A 14,963-nucleotide genomic window follows, 5' to 3' on the forward strand; every position below is an offset into this window, starting at 1 on the left:
CCCGACGGGTCTGGTTGGCAGGCATGGCCTCTCCCGGAGGATTGGGGGGAGGGAGAGGAGGCCATCCGGCTCCCATGCCTGTTTTCAGGGCACAGAGGGAGATGTCCCGCGCGTCGGCGCGGGATACAGGGACGGATCTGGACGGACGGCGGGCGGGCCGTCAGTCTTTTTCACGCATACGCTGGTCGATGATGTCGACGATCATGGCGTCTGTCGCCGTCATGCCGGGATTGTTGAGTTGCCCCAGATTGCGGAAGGTCTCTTCGATATCGTTGCCGATGATGCCGGTCCCGCGGGGGATGCCGCAGTCTTTGAGGGCCAGACGGGCAAACTGCACGGCCATGACGGCCGCCGTACTCAACTTGTAGGCGCAGGATTCCTTCGCGCCGTCGCAGAAAAGACCGCCCAGCGTCCCGATGACGGAATGCATGGCCAATTCGGACTGCGCGTAGCTGCCGCCCATGAGCCATACCGCCGCTGCCGCCACTCCGGTGGCCGCGGCGACGGAGCAGCCGCAAAAGGCGGTCATGCGCTTGATGTAAGTTTTGATGTAGACGGTGATGGCCGAGCTGATGGCCAGGGCCCGGGCGGTGCGCAATTCGTCCGCTCCCAGCCCTTCGGCAAGGCTGAGCACGCCCAGGAAATTGGTGATGCCGTGATTGCCGCTGCCGGCGATGGCCATGATGGGGACCAGCAGGCCGCGCATACGCGCCTCGCCCGCTGCGCCGGTCATGATCTGGACTTTCCTTTCCGGGCGGGAGTCATCGTCTTCCTCCGCAAGACCGGCAAGCAGGGGGCCAAAGCGCATGTTGCCGTCACGCAGGCCGCTCTCCGCCGCCTCCCGATTGACGCGGGCAAATTCCAGGAGGAACCCGGCCTGTTCGAGCGTCAGCGCCGCCGCCGTATCCATGACCTCGCGGACGCTGTGGGCCGCCAGCTCGTCTTCGGCAGCGTCCGCCGCCGAAGCGCCTCCGCCCATGCGGCGCACGTCGCCGTCCAGACCGACTTCGGTGATGTTGGCATAATCATACATGATGACGGCATGGGCCGTATGTCCGGCATGGCTCGCCTCCGCCCGGACATAGAGCGGATCCGGGGTCTCGGCATGGCATAGCTCCACCCGGCCTTCCTCCAGGAGGGTCCCCGCCTTGCGGACGATCTCCGGCGTGGCGTGATCGAGGATGGCCAGCCCGTCCCGCCAGTGTGCCGCCAGCAGCATCCCCATGGCGGCCGCGATCTTCAAGCCTGTCGCGCCGGTCCCGGGCACGCCGACGCTGACCCCGTTTTTGAAGATGTTGGCGCTGACCGTTACGCGCACTCGATCGACATGCTGAAGCTCGGCGACGGCTCTTGCCACAGCCAGACAGACCCCGCCGGGATCCGTACAGCCGGTTGAGCGTTCTATCTCCTTGCGCAAAACAGCGATCAAGACGGTTGCATTCATTGTTTTCTCCTCAGGATGTCGTCGATGTGCCTTCTTTCGGCTCGGTAAGTGAACACTTCCGATAGCTGTACAAGGTGAATTTCGAGATCCCCATGATCTCGGCCACCTCTTCCACCATGCCCTTGAAGTGGAAAACGCCCGCTTCCTCGAAGTCGTGCACGAGCGCGATACGTTCGTTGCGGTTCAGCTCCTCCGGTTGTTTGTCCAGCGTATCCAGAACCTTGCGGATGAGGGCGTCAGTCGTTTCCCGCATGTTGGTCGCAAAGGTCTCCGTATTGTCCGTCCCTTCCTCATGGTCGCCGCTGGTGCGGACCATCTCTTCCAGGAGGGCCAGGGTCCGCGTGGGGACGCTGATGTCCATGTTGATGCACACGGCGGCAAGGATCTTGCCGTTTTCGTCCCGGAAGAAGGTCAGTGCCGACTTCATGGGCTGTCCGGCGGCATTGCGCGTCTTGTAGGGCGGCAGGTCGGGGGCGGCGTCCCCCCACTTGGCCAGATGCTTGATCAGCAGGTCCGTGGCGGGAGCGCCTATCTGCCGGCCTGTGACGTTCCCCGAGATATGGACGAGCGAGTGTTCCAGCTGCTCTACATCATGGATGACGATCTCACAGTAACGTCCAAAAAAGTTTGCCAGAGCATCCGTCACATGCCCAAGGCTCTTCAGTGCCGCCTGCTTGTCCATGTTCCCCTCCGCTATGTTGAGAATGCCATGATGGCTTTTAAAAAACAATAAAATTTTTTGTCTTTACAAAAAATTTTTTGTATGTAGCGCGGCGTTCCGCGTTACGCCAAAAAAACAATGATCCGAGGCGGGTAGGGATCTTCCCCCTCCGCTTGAAGTTGTTCGGGATGTGGCATAGTCTGCACGCCGCTCCCCCTGTCCCACAAATCTTGCTTACGACGGGAATCCGCCATGCCCCTTTTGCAACGAATCTGGCCGCATCTGGCCCTTCTGCTGGCCATGTGCTTCTGGAGCACGTCCTATCTGGCCATGCGCATCGCGCTTACCGCTCTTGACCCCCACAGCCTCATGCTGGGGCGTATGGCCGTGGCCACGCTGGTGCTGCTCCCCCTCTGGCCGCATCTCTGGAGGGCGATACGCCGCTACGGGCAATGGCGCTGGCTCCTGTTCATGGGGCTGTGCGAGCCGGGATGCTATTTTCTGCTGGAGACCAATGCCCTGCGGTTCACCACGGCCTCGCAGGCGGGCATGGTCATTGCCCTCATGCCGCTTTTTGTGGGACTGCTGGCCTGGTTCACCTTGCGCGAACGGGTAGGGGCGCAGGGCTGGTGCGGCTTCGCGCTGGCCGTGGGCGGGGTGATCTGGCTGACGCTGGCCGCCGCGCCCCAGACCAGCGCCCCCAATCCCCTGCTGGGCAATATCCTTGAAGGGCTGGCCATCTTCTGCGGCTCCGTCTATACGGTGACGGCCCGGCATCTTTCCGCCTGTTACTCCCCCTTGCAGATCACGGCGGTGCAGTCGCTGGTGGGGCTTGTTTTTTTCGGGGCGCTGCATCTGCTGGTGCCGCTGGAAGTGACGCCGGTACAGCTGGGCATCGATCTGCCGGAATGGGCGGCCTGGGCCGCTGTGCCCTATCTTGGCTGTGTGGTCTCGCTGGGAGGCTATGGACTGTATAACGTGGGCGTGCATCGTCTTTCGGCCGCGCAGGCCGCCGCCTACACCAATCTGATCCCGGTGCTGACCCTCCTGCTGGGCGTCTGGCTGCTGCGGGAGGTCTTTTTGCCTGCCCAGTATGCGGCCTCGGCCTTGATCATCGCCGGTGTGCTGCTCAGTCAATGGCGCAGGGGCTGACGCCCGGCAGCCGGAGGCGGTCGAAAAGCGACGTCCGAAAGGCGTCACGGACATTTCTCTGCGGAGCGGGGAGTGGCATTCGTGCTCGTCCCTCCTCCAAAAAACACTGTGCGTCGTGTCTCTGCCCCCTAACAGGGGAGGCCCTGCGCCCGGCGGCGTGCCTTGAGGTCGTCCAGGATGGCCAGAGGGACGCGCAGCCCGCCGTATCCCGCGCCGAGGCGGATGCGGGGCTTGTTGCAGCCGTGGTAATCGCTGCCGCCGCTCAGGCCCAGTCCCAGCCGATGGGCCAGATCCACACAGGTACGGATGTCGGCATCCGAATGCTCGCTGTGATAGGCCTCGATGGCGCTCAGACCGCAGGCTTTCAGGCGCAGGACAAAGGCTTCCAGCCAGTCCGCTGGCAGCGGTTTGAGGCAGGGGTGGGCTAGACTGACCGTGGCCCCCAGTCCGGCCATGAGGCGCACGGCTTCCTCCGGTTCCAGCACTTCCTTGGGCAGATAGGCGCGTCCGCCGCTGCCGAGGTACTCGCGAAAGGCGGCGTCCATGCCTGGCACCACGCCCTTTTTGACGAGCAGGGCGGCGATATGGGGGCGACCCACGCTTTCCCCCCGCGCCTCGTGCAACAGCTCGTCCATACTGATATGGATGCCGAGCGCAGCCAGCTTTTCCAGGATATGCGCGTTGCGGTCGTCGCGTTTGCGGCGTACGTCGGCCAGACGGGCTTCCAGCGCATCAGCCTGTCGGGGGAGCCAGAGGCCGAGGATGTGCATCTCCCCATGCTCGGTGCGGGTGGAGAGTTCGCAGCCGCGTATGAACTCGATGTGGTGACGTCGGGCCTCGTCTTCGGCCTCGTCAAGACCGGAGAGGGTGTCGTGATCCGTCAGGGCCACGGCGGCCAGACCGGCGGCGGCCGCTCCGGCGACCAGCTCCGCGGGGCTGTCCGTACCGTCCGATGCCTGACTGTGGGTATGAAGATCGATGAACTGCATGGTCGCCTCCTCCGGGCCATTTCATCCGTTTTGCGGGGAAATGGCAAGGGTGCCCGCCTCTTGATGTGCGGGCGGGTTGCGGCTATGTTTTGCCTCGTTATTTTTGATTCGGAGGTATTTTTGCACATGCAGACCGAAGAGCTTTTGCAGATACTGGCCTGTCCGCGTTGTCATGGTCAACTGACGGCGGAAGGCCGGGCGGACGAACCGGCGGGGTTTGCCTGCGCCGCCTGTGCGGCGGTCTATCCTGTCCGTGACGGCATCCCCGTCATGCTCCTGGAAGAGGCCATACCGCTGGACCGCTGGCGGGCCGAGCATCCCGCGGACTGACCGGCAGCCCGCACGCCGCGACTCGCGTACCTGTCCCGATGTTTTTCTGGAGGCATCATGCGTCTTCTCATCGCTTCTGATCTGCACGGCTCGCTGGAAAGTCTGGATTTCCTGCGGGAACGTGCCGCGGCCCTGCAGCCGGATCTGCTGGTGCTGCTGGGCGACCTTGTGTATCACGGGCCGCGCAATCCGCTGCCCTCGGGCTACGACACCCTCGGCGTCCTGGATACCTTTGCCGCCATCGACTGTCCGCTGCTGTCCGTGCGCGGCAACTGTGACGCCGAGGTGGATATGAGCCTGCTGCCTTTCGCCACGTCGGAAAATGCCTGGATCTCGGTGGACAATCTGCGCGTGTTCGCCTCTCACGGGCATTTGTTGCCCGACGTGCCGCCCATGCCCGCCCGCTTCCCGCGGGGGACGGTCTTCCTGCGCGGGCATACGCATATCCCGCGCGGCGAGACGCGCGACGGCTACCACTTCTGGAATCCCGGTTCGCTCAGTCTGCCCAAGGGCGGATCGCCCCGCAGCTATGCCGTCTATGAGGACGGCTGCTTCCGGGTGCTGGACATGCAGGGGCGGGAAGTGCTGCGCCACTGGCCGCGCCAGAACGATTGAACGGGGACGGCATGGCAGCTTCCGTGACGACATGGCCGCCCCTGTTTGCCCTGCCCGACGGCTGGGAACTGGTGCTGGCGTCGCATTCTCCCCGGCGGCGGCAGTTCCTGGACGAGTGGGGGCTTGTCTACCGGGTCGTCACCGGCCGGGATGAGGAGCCGCGTCCCCTTGCGGGCGAGGCCCCGGAAGCCTATGCCCGGCGGGCGGCACGAGCCAAGGCCCTCGCCGCGGCCGAGGCGGACGGTCCGGCCGCAGGCCAGCGGGTGCTGCTGGCGGCGGATACCATCGTGGCGGTGGACGGAGATATCCTCGGCAAGCCCGCCGACCGGGAACACGCCTTGTCCATGCTGCGCCGTCTTGCCGGACATACGCATGAGGTCATCAGCGCGGTTTGTCTACTGGGCCCGCGGGATGAGGAGATTCTGTTCCATGACGTAAGCCGCGTACGTTTTGCGCCGTGGCCGGAAGAGGTGCTGGCGGCCTATGCGGCCACCGGAGAGCCGGACGACAAGGCCGGTGCGTACGCCATCCAGGGGCAGGGGGCCGTGCTGGTGGAAGCCGTGACCGGCTCCTGGAGCACGGTGGTCGGGCTGCCGGTGAGCCGTCTGGCACAGGAGATGCTCTCGCGCGGCTGGCTGATGCCCGTGGGCACCGGGCCTGCCGTCTGAACGAGACGGCTTTTCCGTTTGGAGCGCGTTGCGTTTCCAACCGTACGGTCTGTCGTTTCGCGGAAAAAGCGCGGTCTTTCCGCTTGGTTTGGGCCGGGCGGCGTTGTGCTGCCTCCTCGTATTTTCCCTTTTTCAAAAGCAAAATGCTCTTTGGGCACGGGCTGTTTCCGTTGCTGTCTGCGGGGCCGTTTCGACGGTCCTTTTTTTGTGTCCGCCGTCCGGGCGACCTGACCGCATTGCGGATATTGTATCGTCCCGGAGCAGACTGCTTGTGCAAACAGTCACCCGATCCGGTGGAAGTATACGGCTTGTTTGTCTAAACAGTTAATGTTTTCGAGTGGTTGTTGCACGGTTTGCAGCGCCGTTCCAAAAAATTTTTTTGTTTCTGCTTGTGAAAAATAAAACATTGCTTGTGCGACTGCAACAGGCGGTTTTTTCAGTATTTGCCACTGTTCATCCGTCGATTGTGACAAAAGACGCAACCATGGTTGGAAGCACAAACAATTTCCCCCCCTTGACGCTCCCGGAAAATCCTCCTAGGCCCATACCATCGGCGAGTGCCAGTGTCTTTCACTCTTAACCATGCAGGGAGTATCAAGGTCATGTCGCAAGAACGCATCACCACGCTGTTGACTGAAAGCCGTAGCTATCTTCCGCCGGAACACGGCAAGTCAAGTGCATGGATTTGCGGGCAGGATGAAGCGGAGGCCATTTGCCGCAGGGCCCTCGAAGATCCCAATGACTTCTGGGGAGCGCGCGCATCGCAGCTCATCCACTGGTACAAGCGCTGGGACAAGGTCCTTGATGCGGACGATGAAAAGCACAAGTACAGATGGTTCACCAATGCCAAGCTCAATGCCTCCTTCAACTGCATCGACCGGCATATCTATTCCGGCCGCCGCAACAAGGCGGCGCTTATCTGGCAGGGCGAAAAAGAGATGGACGTACGCTGTTTCACCTACCAGATGCTGTACACGGAAGTCTGCCGGGTGGCCCATGCCCTGAGTTCCCTGCGGGTACGCAAGGGCGACCGCGTGGCCCTGTACATGCCCATGATCCCCGAACTGGTCATCGCCATGCTGGCCTGTGCGCGCATCGGCGCGGTGCATACCGCCATCTTTTCCGGTTATGCCGAGGGCGGGGTGCGCAGTCGTATCCAGGGCGCCAAGGCCAAGGTGGTCATCACGGCCGACGGCGTCATCCGGGCGGGCAGCATCAAGCCGCTCAAGAGCAATCTTGATCCCATCCTGGAAAAGTGTCCCTCCGTGGCCCATGTGGTGGTGGTGGGACATGCCGGGCTGCAGGACGTGAAGATGATGCCCAACCGGGACATCTGGTGGCACGACCTCATCGAGGATTTCACGCTGGATGTGGACTTCCCCTGCGAGACCATGGACGCCAACGATCCGCTCTTCCTCCTGCATACCAGCGGCAGCACCGGCAAGCCCACGGGCATCATGCACTCTACGGGCGGCTACCTCACCTATGCGGCGCATACCACGCAGTGGATCTTCGACATGCGTGACGACGACGTGTACTGGTGCACCGCCGACATGGGCTGGATCACCGGCCACACTTACGGCGTTTACGGCCCGCTGGCCCTCGGCGCCACGACCATGATGTTCGAGGGCGTGCCCAACTGGCCCAAGCCTGACCGCTACTGGCGCATCGTGGAAAAATTCCGGGTCAACATCCTCTACACCGCGCCCACGGTCATCCGTTCGCTCATGCGTATGGGCGAAGCCTGGCCGGAACGCTACGACCTGCGCACCCTGCGCGTGCTGGGATCGGTGGGCGAGCCCATCAATCCCGAAGCCTGGCAGTGGTATCACAAGAATATCGGCGGCGGCGAGCTGCCCATCGTGGACACCTGGTGGCAGACGGAGACCGGCGGGGCCATGATCAGTCCGCTGCCTTACGCCACCAAGCTCAAGCCCGGTTCGGCCACCTTCCCCCTGCCCGGCATCGACGCCACGGTCATGGGATCGACCGGGCGGGACGGCGAGGATCTGACCGAAGGCCGCCGTTCGGGGCATCTGGTCATCCGCAAGCCGTGGCCCGGCATGATGCTCGGCGTATTCAATGACGAGGAGAAGTACCAGAGCTATTTCAGCCGCTTCGGCTGCTTTGACTCCGGCGACGGCGCGGAGATCGACGACGACGGTTATTTCTGGATCCTCGGCCGTATCGACGACTCCATCAACGTTTCCGGTCACCGTCTGTCCACGGCCGAGATCGAAGCCGTGCTCACGGCCAGCCCCGATGTGGCGGAGGCCGCGGTGGTGCCCATGCCGCACGCGCTCAAGGGCGAAGCCATCTACGCTTATGTGGTGGTCCGCGACGAAGTGCCGTGGAGCGACGATGTCCGCAAGAAATTGCGGGACACTGTGCGCCGGGACATCGGCGCGCTGGCCTCGCCCGAATATATCCAGTTCGTGGAGGCCATGCCCAAGACCTGCTCCGGCAAGATCATCCGGCGTATGCTGCGCAAGATCGCGGGCAACGTCTACGACGATCTGGGCGACACCACGGCGCTGGCGCATCCCGAAGTGCTGGATGCCATCATCACCGGCCACCAGAATCTGCTGTTGGGCCAGCATGAGACGGCCTCTCCGGCCCCGACTTCCGAGGACAAGGACGCCGCGCCGCAGGAAGCCGCCGACAAGAAAGCCAATTGACGCCGCCTCCGGGCGTGCCCGACACGCAGCGGCGGAGATGGCGGTGACTGCCAGCCGCTTTCCCGCAGGAAAGGGTCACGCCATCAGAACAGCAGGGGCTGCCTTCGGGCAGCCCCGTTTGCGTTTCGTCGTCGCGGGGCAGCGGATACGGTGCGCAGTTCATATAGCGGAGAGAGGGAGATTCGGCCCCCTTCTTCCCAAAATGAAATGCGGCAGCGTGAGCAGCCCTTGTTGCGAACAGCGCGACCGCTCGCGTGGGCGGTCGTCTCGCCGCCCGGCCCAAACCAAGCGGAAAAACCGCGTTTTTTCCGCGAAACGCCAGGCCGTATGGTTTGAAACGCAAAGCGTTTCAAACTGAAAATGCTCCAGGACCTGTTAACACAAATTTTACAAACGATTTCAATAGATAAGCAAAGCTGGCTGTATGCACACCGCTTGCTTTTGGGACGAGAGTGACTCGTGTACCTGACTCTTCCCCGGTAAAAGCGCGCTGGGGAAGGGATGGGGGGCTTGGGGGGAAGGGGAACACCTCCAGCGCCGGCAGCGACCCAACGGGCGGACGCAGGCCGTACCCGTTGGCGACGCAGGGGCCTTACGGGCATCGACAGCAGAGCGCGACCGAAAGGCGGCCCGCAGGGCCGTGTCCGTTAGGCGACGCAGGAGCCTTACGGACATCGACAGCAGAGCGAGGGGTTCCCCTTCCCCCCAAACAAGAAACGAATAGTGTTAACAGGCCCTAGAGGGCTTTGCGCCGCTTCCAGACGTGATCGGCCAGCAGGGCGCTGAACACGAGCCCGGTAGCCACATGCGCCTTGCCCTTGCCCGCAAGACCCAGCACCAGCGAGACGCCCAGCGCCCCCAGCATGACGCGCATGGCGAGCTTGCGGGTGTCCAGAGAAGTGCGCCGGGCAGGCGGCGTTCCGCTATCCTTGCGTTTTTCCATGAGAACCGTCGTGGACATGTCTCCCTCCTGCGAAAGTGGATTAAAAAAATGAATTTAACTTTCATTTTTTCTTGACGACCACGCTAAAGTAAGTCACTGTCCTTTGCAAGCCCGCACGGGCAGCTTCCGGCACGAATGTCCATAACCGACCCCTTACGACGTGCCCTTGGCGCGTCAGGCTTGCGTGCCGGAAGCTGCCCGTGCGATCAACCGTTTTTTTCAGGAGGCGGTCATGAGCAATATCATCAGTTTGCGTCAGATGGCGGTAGGACAGCAGGGCAAGATCGCCGCTGTGGAGGCTCTGGGCGAGATGGGGCGTCGCATCCGGGACATGGGGCTTATCCCCGGTACGACGGTTTCCGTGGTGGGGCGCGCTCCCCTCAAGGACCCGGTGGCCCTGCGGCTTTCCGGCGTGACGGTGACCCTGCGCAACAGCGAGGCCGACCATATCACCATCGATGTGGCGGGCTAGCGTGGTGCGGACGCGGGGCCGGGCCGCCGGATTGGCTGACTAGGGGGAGGATCCCCCTTTTTCAAGGTGTATGAGCAAGGAGGGAAAGATTATGAATTCTATTTTCAAGTACGGATTGGTTTTTCTGGGCGGTCTCGTGGTGGGCGCGCTGGGCTCGGCCGCGGTCAAGCGCGGGTCGCTGGATCTCAAACCGCTGGCCACGGACCTCATCAGTCGTGGCATGGACGTGAAGGATGCGCTCCTGAGCAAGGTGGAAGCGGTCAAGGAAGATATGCAGGATCTGGCGGCTGAGGCGCGCGCCAAGGCCGAGGATCGCAAGTCCGCCCCGCAGCAGGACGCCTAGGGTCATCAATGCAAATTTTACAAAGAGTCCAATAGACAAGAAAATAGACTGTGCACATCCCGCTTGGCTTCGGGGGCGGGGTCGCCTCGCGTTCCAGGCTCTTCCCTCAAAACAGGCGGTGAGCAGTGTGGACAGCCTTGGCGAGTGGCTGACGGCGGGGCGTCGCACAAGCCGTTTCAGTCTGTCGAGAAACAAGGTGCCGCCGCACCATCGCGGCGGCGTTTTTATCGAGCCGCGTGAGGAGAGCTCCCCTTGGGCGAGCGGAGTTGGGCGGCAAGTCGAGCGTATCCATGCGTATCCAGGGGAGTGGGCGTATGCGTTTTTATCTGGTCCATGAAGTAATCTTGCCATCCGGCGGACGGATGCGCGTGCGCGCCTCTCGTATCTTCGATGCGGCCCTTGCCGAAGAGCTGCAAGAGGAACTGGCGGCGCTTCCCGGTGTGACGGTGGCCGCCGTCAATCCCCGTGTGGGCAGTCTGCTGCTGTTCTACGCGGATGCGACGGCCCGGACGGCCGCCCTGCGCTGCCTGCTTGATCGCTCCGATCAGGGGGATGCCTCGGAAGCCCCCGCCCGCGAGACCGGTCCGGCCGTCTCGTTGTCCGGCGTGCACAAGATCGGTGGAGAGCTGCGCCTCGTGGACGAGAGTGACGCGCCGCCGCTGGGCGGTTTCGGACCGCTGCTGCGTTTCCTCTTCGTGCGTCCCTTCCTGCCCGTGGCCGCCCGTATGCTGTTTTCCATCATGGTGGCGCTGCCCTTCCTGAAAAAGGGGCTTGATGCCCTCTTGCAGGGAAAGCTCAATGTGGACGTGCTGGACGCTGCTGCGATCACCGTTTCGCTGGCGCGGCGGGACTTCCGGACCGTCACCATGCTGACGCTGCTGCTGGGCCTGGGCGAGGCGCTGGAATACTGGACACGTCGCCGCTCGCTGGACAGCCTGACGGAAAGTCTGGCCCTCAATGTGGATCAGGTCTGGCTGGAGCGTGACGGTACGGAGATCTGCGTGCCGCTTTCGCAGGTCGTGCCGGGCGATCGTGTGGTCGTGCGGGACGGAGGCTGCATCCCTGTGGACGGCGTGGTGGAGGACGGCGAGGCCGTGGTCAATCAGGCCTCCATGACCGGCGAGCCGTTGGGCGTGCCGCGCGGCGTGGGAGCGTCCGTCTATTCCGGCACGGTGGTGGAGCAGGGCAGGCTGGTCATCCGCGCCGTGCATGTGGGCGACGGGACGCGCCTGCAGCAGGTCGTCCATTTCATCGAGGAATCCGAGGCCCTCAAGGCGGGCATACAGGGCAAATACGAGCGCATGGCCGATATGGCCGTGCCCTTCACCTTCGGTCTGGCGGCGCTGGTCTGGCTCATCACCCGCAATCCCCTGCAGGCGGCATCCGTGCTGCTGGTGGACTATTCCTGCGCCCTGCGACTGGCCACGCCGCTGGCCGTACTGGCGGCCATGCGCGAAGGGGCGCGGCACGGGGTGGTCATCAAGGGCGGACGCTTCCTTGAAGCGTTGTCCGAAGCGGACACCGTGGTGTTCGACAAGACGGGCACCCTCACCAACGCCACGCCGCATGTGGCGGAGGTCTTTGCCGCCGACGGCCAGCAACGGGACGAAGTGCTGCGGCTGGCCGCCTGTCTGGAAGAGCATTTCCCCCATCCCGTGGCGCGGGCCGTGGTGCGTAAGGCGCAGGAAGAGGGCTTGCAGCACGAGGAAGAACATGCCCATGTGGAGTATGTGGTGGCGCACGGTGTGGCCTCCACCCTGTACGGACAAAAGGTGCGCGTGGGCAGCCGCCATTATATCGAGCATGACGAAGGGGTGAGCGTCGAACCCATGCGGGAGGTGCTGGAAGCGCAGACGCGGCTGGGACGTTCGCTGCTCTATCTGGCCATCGACGGCAGGCTGGCGGGCATCATCGCCATTGAGGATCCCTTGCGTCCTGAAGCCCCGGAAGTGCTGCGCGGCCTGCGGGAGGCCGGGGTCCGTCGCATCCTCATGCTCACCGGGGACGATGAGCGGACGGCGCGGGCCGTGGCCGCCCGGCTCGGTATCGAGGAATTTCGGGCGCAGGTCCTGCCCACGGAAAAGTCCGACGTCATCCGGGAACTCAATGCCGAAGGCTGCAAGGTGCTCATGGTCGGGGACGGCATCAATGATGCGCCCGCCTTGTCCGCCTCCCATGTGGGGGTGGCCATGTGCGACGGCGCGGATCTTGCCCGTGAGGTGGCCAATGTGCTGCTGACCCGGCCCAGTCTTGAAGGACTGCTCACGGCGCGGCGGCTGGGCTGCGGGACCTTGTCGCGCATAAGGATCAATTTCGCGGCGGCCATGAGCCTGAACAGTCTCTTTTTGCTGGGCGGCCTCTTCATGCTGCTGACGCCCGGCGTGTCCGCCCTGCTGCATAATCTGACGACGCTGGGCATCACGCTCAACGCCATGCGCCCGCATCTGCCTGCCGCCGACGAGCCGCAAGGTCCGCTTGACGAGGATGGACGCACGCTGGAACTGCTGGCGCTGGGTGAGGGCATGAGCGCCTGAGGGATCGGGGCGTGAGCGCCCGGCCCTTGCCGGAAGGCGGGACGGTCATGCCGGGGCAACGGTCGCGGCGGGAAAGGAAACAACGGAGCTGAGTCGAATGGTGGATACCCTGCGTTTTGTCAAATATGTACGGAGCTTCATGGATGGCCGTGTACGGCTGCGGCACCCCGCCCTGCAAGACCGGCAGGTGGCCGAACTGGCCCGACAGGGGATAGCCGCCATCCCCGGCGTGCGGCAAGTGGAGGTCAACCCGCTGAGCGGATCGGCCCTGCTGCATTATGACAGTAAATGTCTCAGCCGGGAAAAGCTCATGGAGATGGGGGTCGCCTGGGCCGTCTGGCTGGACGAGGCACGCGCCGGACACATCGGCCCCCTGCCGCGGACCGGAGCGGCGCAATAGAGCATTTTCAGGGTGAAACGCTTCGGCGTTTCGCCCCATACGGCCTGCCGTTTCGCGGAAAAACGCGGTCATGCCGCGTGGTCTGGGCCGGGCGGCGCGGTGTTCCGTCGCGTGTTTTGCCTTTTTCAATGGCAAAACGCTTTAGAGCGGATTCGCATATTGAAATCGTGTCCAATTTCCATGCTGACGCTGCCCTCACACCACGGAAAAAGCGTGGTTTTTCCGTGTGTTCGGTTGCGCGTAGTCGCTCTTGCGACTACCAGAGCAATCCACATTTTCAATGTCGAATTGCTCCAAGGCCGGACATCGCGTACGCGGTGTGGGCGGGCCTGCGATCTTTGCCGGGAAGGTCTGCCGACAGGCCACGACATCCGGTTACTTCGCCCACCTCCGAAACCTGTTCTGTCGCACGCTGTGCGCGGGACAGGTTTCTTTTTGGTGAGAGGAGAAGAGCACTTTTTACAGGCGCAAGAGGAGTGATGTCATAACCGCCGGTTTCAGTTCCGGTCTGCGCGTTTTGTCCGTCGCAGCGGGAGGCGGCTCTCGGAGATGCCCAGCCCCAGCAATACCAGCCCCATGCCCAGCGCGGCCAGCCAGGTAAGAGGCTCGCGCAGCACGAGCATGGCGGTGATGACGGCCACTACCGGCACCAGATAGATGTAGACGCTGGTTTTGACGGCTCCCAGGATCTTGATGGAATAATTCCAGGTGGCGAAGCAGAGCGCGGAGGCCCCCAGGCCCAGAAAGAGCAGGTTTCCCAGCAGCACGGGGTCGGTGAAGCGGGCAGCCTCCCAGCGCACGTCGGCCAGCGGCAGCACTGGCAACATGAAGAGCAGCCCCCAGCAGAAGATGCGCCGCGTGGCCTGGATCATGTTGTAGCCGCATTGGCTGACCTTGCGCGTGAAGATGGAATAGAATGCCCAGGTCAGCGCGGCAAGGAAGGCCAGCAGATCCCCCAGCGGATTGAGGCGCAGCACGGCGCCGCTGTTGATGCTGATGCAGATGATGCCCCCCAGTGCGCAGGCAAAACCCACAAAAAAGCGGGGCTGCAGGCTTTCCCCCAGCAGGAGGCGGGCCAGCAGGGCCGTGAGGAAGGGTGCGGTGGCCACGATGACGGCGGCATTGGCGGCCAGCGTATGGGTGAGCGCCACGTTCTCGCAGAGGAAATACAAGGTCACGCCGCAAAGGCCCGCCATCGCAAAAAGACCTTCCTCACGCAGGCTGCGGCTGTGCAGCGGCCGGGGGCAGGCCAGCGCCAGCGCGGCGGCCCCGAGGGCAAAGCGCAGAAAAAGTATCTCCACTGGCGAGAAGCCGCGCAACAGCACCTTGGTGGACACGAAGGTGGCCCCCCACACGAGGATGGTCAGCACGGCAGCCACATGGGCCGTCACACGAGGATTCATGCCAGCTCTCCGTTGGCTGGACAAGGGGCTGTCACCATGATCTTGCGATGTATCTCAAGAAAATACGCCATGCTTGCCATGTGTGCGCCGTCTCCCTTGTCCTTTCACGTTCCGGCAGCGGCCCGTCGGGCGGCCGCAGGCCGTGCCCGTTGCGACGCAGGAAGCTACGGGCATCGACAGCGGAGCGAGGGGGGGCCCCAAAAACAAGCTGCGAATAGTCTTGGCGGATCTTAGAGCAATTTCGGTTTGAAACGCTCTAGGTGTTGTGTTCCGATAGGTTGTTCACCCTTTCCTCATTCGGTAAGTTGGAAGTTAGCAGACAAACCAACAA

The 14,963-nt window shown here is 63.2% G+C and carries 14 protein-coding genes; 9 read left to right on the forward strand and 5 right to left on the reverse strand.

Features of this window, described 5'->3' with window-relative positions:
- Positions 1 to 160 precede the first annotated feature (160 nt).
- Complete coding sequence (locus tag Q0K00_RS04150; protein WP_297227556.1) at positions 161 to 1,444, reverse strand: serine dehydratase subunit alpha family protein; 1,284 nt, start codon at positions 1,442 to 1,444, stop codon at positions 161 to 163.
- 10 nt (positions 1,445 to 1,454) lie between these two features.
- Positions 1,455 to 2,126, reverse strand: coding sequence for a PAS domain-containing protein (locus Q0K00_RS04155; RefSeq protein WP_297227557.1), 672 nt, complete (start codon positions 2,124 to 2,126; stop codon positions 1,455 to 1,457).
- 231 nt (positions 2,127 to 2,357) lie between these two features.
- Between Q0K00_RS04155 and Q0K00_RS04160 the strand changes: the two genes are divergently transcribed.
- Positions 2,358 to 3,257 carry a DMT family transporter gene (locus tag Q0K00_RS04160; RefSeq protein ID WP_297227558.1) on the forward strand — a complete coding sequence of 300 codons (900 nt, stop codon included), beginning with the start codon at positions 2,358 to 2,360 and terminating at the stop codon, positions 3,255 to 3,257.
- Positions 3,258 to 3,385: 128 nt separating this feature from the next.
- Here the strand turns inward: Q0K00_RS04160 and Q0K00_RS04165 are convergent, their stop codons facing one another.
- Entirely contained in the window at positions 3,386 to 4,246 is an 861-nt protein-coding gene (locus tag Q0K00_RS04165) for a PHP domain-containing protein (RefSeq protein WP_297227560.1), read from the reverse strand.
- Between the two features lie 126 nt (positions 4,247 to 4,372).
- Between Q0K00_RS04165 and Q0K00_RS04170 the strand changes: the two genes are divergently transcribed.
- The 4 genes from Q0K00_RS04170 (at position 4,373) to acs (ending at position 8,537) form a co-directional block, all read left to right on the forward strand.
- Positions 4,373 to 4,576 carry a Trm112 family protein gene (locus Q0K00_RS04170; protein ID WP_297227574.1) on the forward strand — a complete coding sequence of 68 codons (204 nt, stop codon included), beginning with the start codon at positions 4,373 to 4,375 and terminating at the stop codon, positions 4,574 to 4,576.
- Positions 4,577 to 4,633: 57 nt separating this feature from the next.
- Entirely contained in the window at positions 4,634 to 5,191 is a 558-nt protein-coding gene (yfcE, locus tag Q0K00_RS04175; protein ID WP_297227561.1) for a phosphodiesterase, read from the forward strand.
- Between the two features lie 11 nt (positions 5,192 to 5,202).
- Positions 5,203 to 5,859 (forward strand): Maf family nucleotide pyrophosphatase, encoded by a 657-nt coding sequence (locus Q0K00_RS04180; RefSeq protein WP_297227562.1) that lies wholly within the window; start codon positions 5,203 to 5,205, stop codon positions 5,857 to 5,859.
- Positions 5,860 to 6,461: 602 nt separating this feature from the next.
- Positions 6,462 to 8,537, forward strand: a complete 2,076-nt coding sequence (gene acs / locus Q0K00_RS04185; protein WP_297227563.1) for an acetate--CoA ligase — start codon at positions 6,462 to 6,464, stop codon at positions 8,535 to 8,537.
- Positions 8,538 to 9,273: 736 nt separating this feature from the next.
- Here acs and Q0K00_RS04190 read toward each other — a convergent pair.
- Complete coding sequence (locus tag Q0K00_RS04190) at positions 9,274 to 9,498, reverse strand: hypothetical protein (protein WP_297227564.1); 225 nt, start codon at positions 9,496 to 9,498, stop codon at positions 9,274 to 9,276.
- A 214-nt stretch (positions 9,499 to 9,712) separates the two neighbouring features.
- Here Q0K00_RS04190 and Q0K00_RS04195 point away from each other — a divergent pair, with 214 nt between their 5' ends.
- From Q0K00_RS04195 to Q0K00_RS04210, 4 genes are all read left to right on the forward strand, one after another.
- Positions 9,713 to 9,952 (forward strand): FeoA family protein, encoded by a 240-nt coding sequence (locus tag Q0K00_RS04195; protein ID WP_297227566.1) that lies wholly within the window; start codon positions 9,713 to 9,715, stop codon positions 9,950 to 9,952.
- Positions 9,953 to 10,043: 91 nt separating this feature from the next.
- Positions 10,044 to 10,295 (forward strand): hypothetical protein, encoded by a 252-nt coding sequence (locus tag Q0K00_RS04200; RefSeq protein WP_297227568.1) that lies wholly within the window; start codon positions 10,044 to 10,046, stop codon positions 10,293 to 10,295.
- Positions 10,296 to 10,609: 314 nt separating this feature from the next.
- The gene (locus Q0K00_RS04205; protein WP_297227570.1) at positions 10,610 to 12,829 is read left to right on the forward strand and encodes a heavy metal translocating P-type ATPase; all 2,220 of its coding nucleotides are present in this window, start codon (positions 10,610 to 10,612) and stop codon (positions 12,827 to 12,829) included.
- A 139-nt stretch (positions 12,830 to 12,968) separates the two neighbouring features.
- Positions 12,969 to 13,229: an HMA2 domain-containing protein gene (locus Q0K00_RS04210; RefSeq protein ID WP_297227572.1), complete on the forward strand. Its 261-nt coding sequence runs from the start codon at positions 12,969 to 12,971 to the stop codon at positions 13,227 to 13,229.
- A 497-nt stretch (positions 13,230 to 13,726) separates the two neighbouring features.
- On the opposite strand, the gene Q0K00_RS04215 is transcribed toward Q0K00_RS04210, so the two are convergent.
- Positions 13,727 to 14,632, reverse strand: coding sequence for a DMT family transporter (locus Q0K00_RS04215; RefSeq protein WP_297227573.1), 906 nt, complete (start codon positions 14,630 to 14,632; stop codon positions 13,727 to 13,729).
- Between the last annotated feature and the right edge of the window lie 331 nt (positions 14,633 to 14,963).

This window comes from uncultured Desulfovibrio sp. (assembly GCF_944327235.1).
In the GTDB taxonomy this organism is placed as follows: Bacteria; Desulfobacterota; Desulfovibrionia; order Desulfovibrionales; family Desulfovibrionaceae; genus Desulfovibrio.